Raw genomic sequence first — 11,765 nt, 5'->3', positions numbered from 1 at the left:
GAGATAAATGATTCATGGCTCATGAGGTATCTCCTGGGGGCGATGCATACTTCTTTTTGTAAAAATCTTTTTGGGCAATATAGACGATGCGCTCGACCTGGGTATGCACCACACCTAACCTGTCTTTGATTTCAACAGTAAAGCGGTGCTCCAGTTCATGATGCTGCTGTAGCCTTTGCTGCACGTCGTTGAGGTCGGCATCGCTAAGACAGAAATCAGCATAGACCGTCTGATAGGCCGGCTTGCGATAACGGATGCTCGCTGACTTATCCCAAATGATCAGGTCATCATCCAGATTCAGAAATAACAAGGTGACATGAACGCCATCGGTGACAGAAAACAGCGAGCCGCCAAATATAGAACCCACAATATTACGAGTGCGCCGCACCAGTGGCAGCCGGATCCGTATATGGCGCAGGTCTGTAGAAATGAACTGTACTCGGCCGCCCGTGGCTCTGAAGGCAGGGTGCAAGTTGAAGCTCAGGCGGAGAATACGACCCCGCCACGCAACTGGAAAGCGTTTAAGGGCCCCGAATGGGCTGTCCGCTCGCACTTGCCTGACCTAGAACTGGTACGAAAACTGCACACCAACAATATTGGCGCTATCTTTGTATTTACCGCGTACTGTGCCTTTGCCTTCTTCAGGCAAGCCGTTATTGATTTTTGCATCGCTCAGGAACAGGTGTGAATAGCCTACGTCAAGCGTTGCCCGTGGATTAAAGCGGTACTGGGCGCCTACGGACACCCAATAGCGATCGTTGTCAGGTAGAGAGGTCGGGCGATAGGTGGCATTACGCACTGGCGTCTGATCCCAGGCAATACCACCTTTGAATGTCCATTGCTGGCTGTAATGATAGTTAGCCCCTAAAGCCACTCGCCAGGCGTCTTGAAACCGTAAATCCAGCGAATCATCGGGTAAGGCCCCTTCGTTGTGAATATCCAGGGATTTGATACTGCTCCAGCCGGTCCAGGATACATCCGCGAGCAGCTGCCATTTGGGGTTCAGGTCGTGAACCAGACTTAAAATTGCCGTGTCAGGCAGCTTTACCGTGGCTCTGGCATTACTTCCCATGTTTATCGGGCTTCCTCCGAGAGCAGGTGGCAGATTACCTTTTAAGGTTGTGTCGCCTGACGCCTTGATCTTTACGGTGGAGCGATAAGACAAGCCGATGCGGGTATCAGGAGTGGCCTGGAATAAAACACCGGCATTCCAGCCCCAGGCGTCACCGTCCATTTTGACGCGTGCGTTAAGATCCGGTCCGCCTATCAGCCCCGGCACAGCCTCCGGCGGTACTTGGTCTTGTAAGGCCAATGACGGCACGGCGCGCCGATAGTCGGCGTCCAAGCGCATCCAGTTGGCGCCCACCCCTATCGATAACTGATCGTTAACCTTGTATGCGACTGATGGGTTCAGGTTAATGCTTTCAATGCCGAATTTAGTGGAATGGTAACGGCCCATCCAGTCACTTTTATATTTGGTTGTCAGTCCAAAGGGGGCACCAATCCCCAAGCCTACATACCAGTCAGGAGTGAGTTCCCATGAAACATAGGCATTGGGCAGAAAGCCCCACCTGCCCGCATCACCACCTGCGTTGCTGCCTATGGGCAGGCCGCCCGGACCCGTACTGCCAGAGTCGCGAAATTTAAAACTGGGTTTGATCGCCGTGATGCCGGCACTGACGTTGACCCCGGGCAGGCGGGTCATGCCAGCCGGGTTGAAATAAATGGTGCTGGCATTTTCTGCGATAGCAGCAGAGCCGGCGTAGGCATTCCCCAAGCCGCTGGCATTTTGTTCAAGTAAATTAAAGCCCGCGCCCTGAGCAGCGCCAGTGGCGCCCAAGCCTATTACAACAGCGGAAATAACACGCAAGGGTGATACACGTTGTTTCATGTCGCCTCCTAAGAGAGAAGTGGGTATGGCTGTCTTCTTGGCGATGCTTGTGCAGCTTTATGTATGTGTCTTGTTATGTAGCCGTCGAAAAAATCAGTATCAAGTTCAAACGCTTGTTTGCATTCTAATCTTGCGGCAGCAAACCCCTTTAGGCAAGCCTATTTGTATTTATGACACTAAGTATTGTCACTAGTATGCACGCGGTCTTTATAGAACAGTGGGCCACCCAGAAATGGCGCAAAACCTGTTCCGAAGATCGCCCCGGCATCTGCCAGGTCCGCATCGGCCACCACTCCCACGTTGACCTGTACCTGGGTTTTATTGATCAAGGGCGCAATGAGCCGCATTTCCAGATTAGGCGGAATATCATCGACTTTTGATTTTTGAGCCTTGCCATCAATCCAGGTGTAGAAGCCCTTACGCGTTTTACGTCCCAGTTCGTTCTTCTCCAGGTGTTCAGTCAGACAGCGCGGGGGCCGCTGCCTCGGATAGCTGCACTCCAACGTCGCGAGCGATATCAAGGCCGACGGTATCAATGAGCTCGATAGGGCCCATTGGCATGCCGAATCTTTGCATGGCAGCGTCGATAATTTCGGCTTTCATGCCTTCGTCAATGCACCTCATGGCTTCAAGCATATAGGGTGCCAGAATCGCGTTAACAAGAAAGCCGGGCGTGTCACTTACTGGCAGTGGCAATTTAGAAATTTGCTCGCAAAATGCCATGGCTGTGTCGCGAACTTCCGGGTCAATATCATGGGTTTCCACGATTTCGACCAAGGGCATTTGAGCAACCGGATTAAAGAAATGAATACCAATCAATCGATCAGGGCGCATGAGGGCTTTGCGCAGTGCTTCAAGTGGAATGCTCGAAGTATTGGTAGCCAGGACGGCTCCCGTTTTAAGCTGTGGTTCTACCAAGGCATACAATTGCTGTTTAGCGTGGACGTTTTCACTGATGGCTTCAAGCACCAGGTCAGCCTGGGGAATCGCAATGCCTTTTTCGTCTGGAATCAGACGGTCAAAGGCCTGTTGAACCAAGCGCGGATCACGTAGCTTACGCTGAAAAAGTTTTCTGGCACGGCCTTGAGCCTGGGCAATGCGCTCGCGGTCCTGATCTTGTAGCGTGACTTTAATGCCTTTACTGGCGCATAAAGCAGCAATATCACCGCCCATAACGCCCGCACCGATAATGTGCACGTGTGTCAAAGGGTCTTTAGTCGTGCGCTTGGCAAAGGATTTCAGACGCTCTTGTAAATGAAACACCCTGATTAAATGGCGTGCGGTCTCGGAGGAAGTGATCTGGTGGATGGTATCGGGCGACTTTAACGGGTTGCCGTCGTGCCGGGCCCAGATATCTACGATTGCGCGTGGAGCCAGATAATGGTGATAGGGGTCTTTTTTGTTGATGGTCTTGAGTGTTTGCCTCTCGACCAGATGCTTTAACGGAACTTTATTAAGCCACGCGTTTAAGCCCTTGGCCTTATGAACTGCTTTGCCGCTAAGCACATGGTGGGCAGCCGCCTGTTTAGCCAGTCGTTCGGGTACCAAGGCGTCGGCCAGGCCCAGGCGAACGGCCTGTTTAGCCCGAATGTTGCGTCCGGTCAGCATCATGTCCAGGGCTTTAGGCGGTCCGATGAGCTCAGGCAGGCGCTTCATGCCGCCCCAGCCTGGGAAAATGCCTAGTCTAACCTCGGGAAGGGCCAGGATCGTGTTGGCCTGATCAATAACCAGGCGATATTTACACGCCAGCGCCAATTCGAGACCGCCACCCAGACAATGCCCGTGTATCAGGGCTAGCGTTGGTACCTTTAGTTTTGCTAAACGATTAAATATTGACCAGCCCCGCAAAATAAGGGCTTCACCCTTGGCGGGGGTATCGAGAATGGAAAACTCATCAATATCAGCTCCTGCGATGAATCCGCCTGCCTTCGAAGAGTAGAATACGATTCCGGCAGGGGAGCTGCATAGTAATAGTCCAGAGCGCGATCCAGCTCCTGCAGTACCTCGGCAGACAAGCGATTCACGCTGCTATTGGCAACATTGATTTCAAGCCACGAAATATTCTGAGCGTCGAGAGAGCTACGAAAGTGACGTAAGCCTAAATTGTTGAAATTATCACTCATGGTGTGCTCCTTCCAGACGTTCGATCAGCATGGCACCACCTTGGCCGCCTCCAATGCATATGGCTGCCATACCACGGTTTTTTTGTTGTTGATGCAAGCTGTTAATAAGGTGCAGGACAATGCGGGCTCCGGATGCTCCGACCGGGTGGCCAATTGCAACAGCGCCACCATGGATATTCAGGCGGTTGATGTCTAATTCCCCTAATGCCGGGCGATGCAGATGTTCCTGGCACCAGGACTCGCTATTCCAGGCGGCGATACAAGCAAGAACTTGTGCAGCAAAAGCCTCGTTAATTTCCCAGAGATCCACATCATTAAGCCCCAGTTGGTGGCGCTCTAGAATAGGGGTTGATGCAAAAACGGGACCTAAGCCCATAACCTTGGGATCGAGTGCTGCCCACTGCACATCGACGATTTTCGCGATGGGTTTTAGCTGATGTTGTCTTACTGCTTTTTCAGAAGCCAGGATCAGTAGTGCAGCCCCGTCGCTTACCTGAGAACTATTGCCTGCTGTGATGTTGCCCCAGGGCCGGTCAAATACTGCCCGTAGCTTGGAAAGACGTTCAGGAGTGGAGTCGCTGCGTATGCCATCATCCCGACGGAACAAGGTGCCGTCGGGGGCAACAAGTGGAACTACCTCGTCGAAAGCCTGCTGCTCATAACCTTGCTGTGCCCGCAGATGGCTGCGTGCCGAATAGGCATCCATCTGTTCTCGGCTGATACCGAACTCAAAAGCGAGTTCTTCGGCTGTTTGTCCCATTGACAGGCCCGCCGTGGGGTCGGTCAGGCCTTTAAGCAAACCAATAACCGGTTTGAGGTGCTGCAGGCGCAACTGCTGAAGTAATCTGAAGCGGCCTCGTAAACCTTTGGTGTAATTCCATCTGGCTATCCACCGCACCATCTCGTCGCTGAATAACAAGGGGCGCGCGACAAGGCATCAGTACCGCCTGCCAGTACCAAATCGGAACGTCCGGTTTGTATAGCCTGAATGCCAGAGTCGATAGCTTGCATCCCAGAGGCACAATTGCGCATGACCGTCCATCCCGGAACCGAGTGGCCGCATCCCAGGCGCAATGCACATAGGCGGCCAATGTTGCTTTCATCTGCCGACGCTGCTGCACTGCCTATAATTACTTCGCTAAGCTGGTCTGGGGCGAAGGGCTGGCGCAGTAACAGTTCGCGTCCCGGTTGCACGGCCAGATCCGAGGCAGAAAAAAGCCCCGGTTCATTACGTGCTTTTAAAAAAGGGCTGCGAGCGCCATCCACAACATATACGGGTTCAAACGCCATTCAACTGCTCCTTAGTTCATGGGGTCAGCAGGTTTAGCTACTGGCTGCACAGAAGTAAAGTCGATGGTGAATTCGTCCACGGCAATGACTTGATCACGTAACAGATTTCGCGCCGATACCTTATCGTACTCGTCAAGACTGATGCCGTTGGCCATGTAGACGGCGGTAGCAATATCACGAACATTCGCTTGTGGGTTATTGGCGAGACGCCCACTTTTCTCGAATGCTCGAATTTTTGCGTCGATATCCCGGGTGGCTAAAGTGGCTTCGAAAGCAGATTCGATTGCACGTATCGGCTCGTGAGACCCTTTAGGGATAAAGCTTAGGCGGGTAAGACGATGTCGGGTATCGTTTTTTTGCGTAATTAAACGTGCTACTTCTTGTCCCAGTTTATCAGCAGGCGCTGAAAATGCACGACCATAAGGGAAAATACATAGACGTAGCAACGCCGCAACAAATCGGTTGGGAAAGTTTTTAAGTATTCCCTCGAACGCGCCCTGCATACGGTAGAAGGCATCCTGTATTGCCCAGTGTGCAAGAGGAGCATCGGCCGCTTGCCGGCCTTCGTCTTCATAACGTTTAAGTGTTGCGCTGATCAGGTACATTTGAGAGAGCACATCCCCCAGGCGTCCAGAGAGGCTTTCACGCATTTTCAAAGTGCCGCCCAGCACCAGCATCGAGGTATCGGCAAACAAGGCAAATGCAGCAGAAAAGCGATTGAGTGAGTGGTAGTACGGGCGCATCTCTTCGGCGACATCGGCTTCTACCCTGGAAAAAAGCGTGGCGGTTAAACCATACAAAGCCGTGCGCCCGGCGTTGCCCAGGGTAAAGCGCATATGTCCCCAAAAGCCGCATCGAAATCATCTAAACCCACGGCAGGATCCGGGTGTTGCACTGCTTTCATTTCAGCTAATACAAAGGGATGGCAGCGAATCGCTCCCTGACCAAAAATGATCAGGCTGCGCGTCAGGATATTAGCCCCCTCGACGGTAATGCCCACAGGAAGTTGCTGATAGGCGCGCCCCAGAAAATTGGAAGGCCCCAGGCAAATCCCCTTGCCCCCAATGATATCCATGCCGTCATTGACGACTTCGCGCCCAAGCTCGGTCAAGTGGTACTTAACGATGGCTGAAGCGACGGCAGGCTTTTGTCCCGCATCAACCGATTGTGCGGTCATGCTGCGCGCTGCATCCATCAGGTAAGTGTGACCCGCGATACGTGCCAAGGCTTCTTCTATGCCTTCAAAGCGGCCTATAGGACTATTGAATTGCTGTCGGACCGTGGCATAGGCGCCTACAGACAAGGCTGTCATGCGAGCCATGCCTGCGTAGGAAGAAGGCAGCGAAATAGAGCGTCCCGCCGCCAGGCATTCCATAAGCATGCGCCAGCCGTTTCCTGCCTGTGCGGCTCCGCCGATGATGAACTCCAGAGGCATGAAGACCTCATCGCCCCGGGTGGGGCCATTCATGAACATGGCATCAAGTGGAAAGTGCCGGTGACCTGTTTGCACCCCAGGGTGATCGCTGGGAACCAGCGCGCAAGTGATACCAATATCAACGGTGGAACCCAGTAGGCCATCAGGGTCGTACAGCCTGAAAGCCAGGCCCAGTACTGTGCAAATCGGGGCAAGCGTGATGTAGCGTTTCTCCCAGCTGACACGCATGCCCAGCACTTGCTGGCGTTGCCATTCGCCCATGCAGACAATACCGGAATCCGGGATGGCTGCAGCGTCTGACCCGGCCCAGGGACTCGTCAGGGCAAAAGCAGGGATGTCGTCACCGCGGGCGAGTCGCGGTAAATAATGGTTTTTTTGTTCATCGGTACCGTACTGCAGAAGTAACTCTGCGGGACCCAGCGAGTTTGGCACCATCACACTAACGGACAGTGCGGAGCTGCGGGTTGAGAGCTTGCTGACAATGGCCGAATGAGCAAGAGCTGAAAACCCCAGCCCTCCGTATTCTGCCGGAATAATCAGGCTGAAAAAGCCTTTGCTTTTCAGGTACTGCCATACTTCTGGAGACAAGTCGTTTTCGTCGCGTGTCAGGGTCCAGTCATCAACCATCTGGCAAACGGTTTCCACCTCGTTGTCGAGAAAAGACAGCTCGGTATCGCTAAACGAAGGTTTGGGGTAGCCCAGCAGCGTCGGCCACTTAGGTTTGCCAGAGAAAAGCTCACCTTCCCACCAGACCGTGCCTGCCTCTAGGGCATCGCGTTCGGTGTCCGACATTGGCGGCAGTATTTTTTGAATTTCGCGTAGATCGGGCGGGTGAGCCACTTTTTGCGATGGGTGCCGCTTTTAAGAATAATGACGACGGCGGCAATTACCGCGATAAATAACAGTAGCAGTCCCATGATCGGCTCCGGATTAAAGCGATCGTGTACTCATAAGATGATTACAATTTCGCGATTAATTATGGCTCAGGCAACGGCGCCCTTAAGCCGCCCAATAAAAACCCCATTAAACGCGCTTGCAACTGTTGGTTTTCGTCGGCTTGGCTTGCACTGGATGGTGCTGCATTAATAGCGTGCCGTAATTGGTCTGTGCCCATCAACGCGTACGAAACCGAACCCAACATAAAATGAAAACGCCAGATGATTTCTTCCTCCGGCACCCCCACTAACGATAGAAACAAGGCGTCTTTATAGCGATCAAAAACCGAGGCATGAGCTTCATCAAAAATGGCTCGAATGAAACCGTCCGGGTCGGAGGTGGATCGTTCAAGCAGCGGCAAGAATGCTCTCTTGCCACGACCACTGCCAAGAGCATGCCGGATAAGAGGGCCAAAAAAGCCTTCGACGATTTGCGAGGGCTTAAGAGGGGCGCCTCCGGCTTCAGCTTCAAGCTTTTCGATGATCTGTAAGCGCTCTTCGTTAATCGCTTCGAGGCGACGTTTGAAAACGGCTTGAATTAACGAATCTTTGGAACCAAAGTGATAGTTAACGGCAGAAAGATTCACATCCGCCGTACTGGTAATTTGCCGCATGGTCGTATTTTCGTGACCGTGCTGGGCAAACAGTTGTTCGGCGGCGTTTAAGATGCGTTCGCGAGTAGACTGGCGCTTAGTTTTCATAGTTCGGTTTCAAACGTTTGTTTGAATTTAGCCTTGTTCCTGGAAAATAACAGTGGGTGTTGACCCTAGGTTGTAAGGCGTGGTGAGCAAGCTAGCCTTAGAAGGTTGTATGTTGCTGCGTCGATGAAGAACCCGAGGGAGTGGAGCTAAACGATGAAGCCTACCGGCGGAGGAGGACAGCCCTGTCTTGGCAGGAAGGCTTCAGGGTAGCGGAAAACCGCGCCCTTTTTATTTATAGTGTACTTAACTTTGGCGAGTAATCAGGTCTGTGTAACAAACTTTGTAACGAGATAACCGTCGAAGGTTTCGCTACCGCCTTCGCTGCCTATGCCGCTATCTTTAACACCGCCAAAGGGTGTCTCTGGAAGACCACTTCCAAAATGATTAATGTTCACCATACCCGACTGAAGTTCGCGGGCCGCCAGATGGGCGGTTTTAAGCGAATTCGTGTAGACATACGATGACAAGCCGAAAGGCAAGGCATTTGCTCTGGTTATGACCTCGGTGGTGTCGTTAAAACGGGTAACCGGCGCGATAGGGCCAAAGGGCTCATCGGTCATCAACATAGCGTGATCGGGGAGGTCAGTCACGACTGTAGGCGAAAAGAAATGGCCGGTGCGTGCCAGAGGTTCACCACCCAACACGACTTTGCCGCCGAGCGACTTGGCGTTGCTAACGAACTCCACCATGGTTGGGACACGGCGTGCGTGGGCGAGCGGGCCCATCTGGGTATCGGCTTCCAGACCATCACCTACCTTGATTTGGCTAAGTGTATCTACGAAGGTCTTTAAAAACTCGTCGTAAATATCGTTGTGCACGTAAAAACGGGTAGGGGAGACGCATACCTGACCAGCGTTGCGCACTTTGAAGCGCGCAAGTTGGGTTGCAGCCTGCTGGACGTCGGCGTCATTAAAAACCAGGACCGGAGAGTGGCCGCCTAGCTCCATGGTGATGGGCTTCATGTGCGCGCCCGCCAGCGCTGCCAATTGCTTACCCACAGGAACTGAGCCGGTGAAAGACACTTTGCGGACGATAGGAGAGCGGATCAGGTAATCAGAGATCTCCGCAGGCTCGCCCCACACCATATTGAGAACCCCAGCAGGCAGACCCGCTTCATGGAAAAGGCGGGCAATTGCCATAACGGCACTGGGGGCGTCTTCAGGTCCTTTAATAATAATGGTGCAGCCCGCTCCGATAGCAGCGCAGATTTTGCGAATGGCCTGGTTATAAGGAAAATTCCACGGCGTAAAGGCGACGCAGACACCAATAGGCTCACGAACCACAAATTGGCGGACATCCGGGCTTCTCGCCGGAATCACGCGTCCGTAGATGCGTCTGCATTCTTCCGCATGCCAGTCAGCATGATCGGCGCAAGCGATGACTTCACCGGAAGACTCGGCCAGCGGCTTTCCTTGGTCGAGCGTCATGTTGCGGGCGATGGTTTCGGCATTGTCCCGCGTTAACTGAGCCACCTTGCGCAAAATTTCCGACCGTAACATCGGCGAACTATGACGCCAGGACTCGAAGGCCTTTTGCGCGGCTGCTAACGCATCATCCAGATCGCGCTGTGTAGCGTGGGGCAGTTTCGCCAATTCGTCCAAGGTTGAGGGATTGGTCACTGTCTGGGTGACACGACCGTCTCCTTCTCGAAATTCGCCATTGATATAGAGAGCCAAGCTTTCGTACATAGTTAATACACCCGTGAGTAAAGTTACAACTTGCTAATTATGTCAGGCCTGAGTTAAAAAAACGCTTCGTGTTTTCCTCTAGGCTGGCAGGAGCAACTGATTTCGACGTCTCGCCTTCGCAGTTACCTGATGAGCTGCTTATCGCTCAGCTAGAAGAAAGTGCTGTAAATCCAACAATTTAAAGCAATATTGCTTGCTCTGGGGCATGAAGTGCGGTTATTATTGATGACTTACTTGTTATTAAGGGCGCCAAGCCCCCATTTACAAGTAATAAAAAACGTTTTGTCTCTCGCAAGATTTCAACCCAGGGTTCGGCGGATAAGCCATCTCAGCACAATGCTTGGTGTGGTATTAGCGTCGAATCTGACGGGACCAAAACTGGTTGCGTTGTTCTGTAAGCTATCTGCTCTCAGGGAAAACGCGGTTAAGTTGGAACAGGAAAAATCATGATTCAAATGCAGACCACGCTGAATGTGGCCGACAACACAGGTGCGCGCTCCGTTATGTGCATTAAAGTGTTGGGCGGCTCCAAGCGCCGTTATGCCGCTATCGGTGACATTATTAAAGTCACTGTTAAAGAAGCGGCCCCGCGCGGACGCGTCAAAAAGGGCGAAATTTACAACGCTGTGGTAGTTCGTACTGCCAAGGGTGTTCGCCGTAAAGACGGTTCGCTGATTAAGTTCGGTGGCAACGCTGCCGTATTGCTCAACGCTAAGCTGGAGCCTATCGGCACTCGCATCTTCGGACCCGTTACGCGTGAATTGCGTACCGAGAAGTTCATGAAGATCGTGTCTTTGGCCCCAGAAGTGTTGTAAGGAGCCGAGGATATGCAAAAAATCCGTAAAGGCGACGAAGTCATTGTGCTGGTCGGGCGTGATAAAAAACGCCGTGGCACAGTACTTAACGTAGGTACCGACCGCGTTTTGGTCGAAGGTATCAACGTGGTAACGAAGCATGTAAAGCCAAATCCTATGGCTGGCACGCAAGGCGGTTTTGTTAAAAAATCAATGCCTATTCATATTTCTAACGTTGCGCTATTTAACGCTGAATCGGGTAAAGCCGATCGCGTCACGTTTAGCGAAGTCGACGGCAAGAAAGTGCGTGTATACCGTTCCAGCGGCAAAGTCGTTGGCGCGAAGGCATAAGGGGCAAAAACATGACACGTTTACAAAAATTTTACCGTGAAAAAGTGTTGGCCGAATTGCAGGGCAAATTCGATTACGGCAGCGTAATGGAAGTACCCCGCATCACCAAGATCACTCTGAACATGGGTGTATCTGAAGCTGTTGCTGACCGTAAGGTTATTGATCAGGCAGCGGGTGACTTGGCAAAGATCTCTGGTCAAAAACCAGTAATCACCAAAACACGTAAAGCGATTGCGGGCTTTAAAATCCGTGAAGATTACCCAATTGGCTGCAAAGTCACATTGCGTGGTCGTCGCATGTACGAATTCCTGGATCGCCTAATTGCAGTGGCATTGCCACGCGTTCGCGACTTCCGTGGTATTTCGGGTCGCGCGTTCGATGGACGCGGTAACTTCAACTTAGGGGTGAAAGAGCAAATCATTTTCCCTGAAATTGAATACGACAAAATTGACGCAGTCCGTGGTCTGAATATCAGCATCACTACAACTGCCAAGACAGACGACGAAGCCAAAGCGCTGCTTACAGCCTTTAGCTTTCCGTTTCGTAACTAAGGGGCG

Annotated in this window: 7 protein-coding genes and 3 pseudogenes; 3 read left to right on the top strand and 7 right to left on the bottom strand. The window is 52.3% G+C overall.

The window, feature by feature from the left end; genetic code table 11:
* Positions 1-19: 19 nt before the first annotated feature.
* The 7 genes and pseudogenes from L1889_RS14740 to L1889_RS14710 form a co-directional block, all read right to left on the bottom strand.
* A complete protein-coding gene (locus L1889_RS14740) occupies positions 20-553 on the bottom strand; it encodes a DUF4442 domain-containing protein (RefSeq protein ID WP_238665727.1) in 534 nt (177 codons plus the stop codon).
* Between the two features lie 9 nt (positions 554-562).
* Positions 563-1,891, bottom strand: coding sequence for an OmpP1/FadL family transporter (locus tag L1889_RS14735; protein ID WP_238665726.1), 1,329 nt, complete (start codon positions 1,889-1,891; stop codon positions 563-565).
* A 176-nt stretch (positions 1,892-2,067) separates the two neighbouring features.
* Positions 2,068-4,014: pseudogene (locus L1889_RS14730) on the bottom strand (3-hydroxyacyl-CoA dehydrogenase NAD-binding domain-containing protein).
* A pseudogene (locus tag L1889_RS14725) lies at positions 4,007-5,304 on the bottom strand (acetyl-CoA C-acetyltransferase). Before L1889_RS14725 ends, L1889_RS14730 begins: the two co-directional pseudogenes overlap by 8 nt.
* A gap of 11 nt (positions 5,305-5,315) precedes the next feature.
* Positions 5,316-7,656 (bottom strand): annotated as a pseudogene (locus L1889_RS14720) (acyl-CoA dehydrogenase).
* Between the two features lie 59 nt (positions 7,657-7,715).
* Positions 7,716-8,375, bottom strand: a complete 660-nt coding sequence (locus tag L1889_RS14715; protein ID WP_238665725.1) for a TetR/AcrR family transcriptional regulator — start codon at positions 8,373-8,375, stop codon at positions 7,716-7,718.
* Between the two features lie 260 nt (positions 8,376-8,635).
* Positions 8,636-10,063, bottom strand: a complete 1,428-nt coding sequence (locus L1889_RS14710) for an NAD-dependent succinate-semialdehyde dehydrogenase (protein WP_238665724.1) — start codon at positions 10,061-10,063, stop codon at positions 8,636-8,638.
* Positions 10,064-10,509: 446 nt separating this feature from the next.
* On the opposite strand from L1889_RS14710, the gene rplN reads away from it, so the two are divergent.
* From rplN to rplE, 3 genes are read left to right on the top strand one after another with little or no spacing between them, the layout of a single operon-like run.
* Entirely contained in the window at positions 10,510-10,878 is a 369-nt protein-coding gene (gene rplN, locus L1889_RS14705) for a 50S ribosomal protein L14 (protein ID WP_077734081.1), read from the top strand.
* A 12-nt stretch (positions 10,879-10,890) separates the two neighbouring features.
* Positions 10,891-11,208: a 50S ribosomal protein L24 gene (gene rplX, locus L1889_RS14700; RefSeq protein WP_238665723.1), complete on the top strand. Its 318-nt coding sequence runs from the start codon at positions 10,891-10,893 to the stop codon at positions 11,206-11,208.
* A gap of 11 nt (positions 11,209-11,219) precedes the next feature.
* Positions 11,220-11,759, top strand: a complete 540-nt coding sequence (gene rplE, locus L1889_RS14695; RefSeq protein ID WP_238665722.1) for a 50S ribosomal protein L5 — start codon at positions 11,220-11,222, stop codon at positions 11,757-11,759.
* Positions 11,760-11,765: the final 6 nt, after the last annotated feature.

It is taken from the genome of Paenalcaligenes niemegkensis (genome assembly GCF_022230885.1).
GTDB classification, from domain to species: Bacteria; Pseudomonadota; Gammaproteobacteria; order Burkholderiales; family Burkholderiaceae_B; genus Paenalcaligenes; species Paenalcaligenes niemegkensis.
The sequence above is the reverse complement of the archived record's forward strand: the minus strand, read 5'-3'. Positions and strand labels throughout refer to the sequence as shown.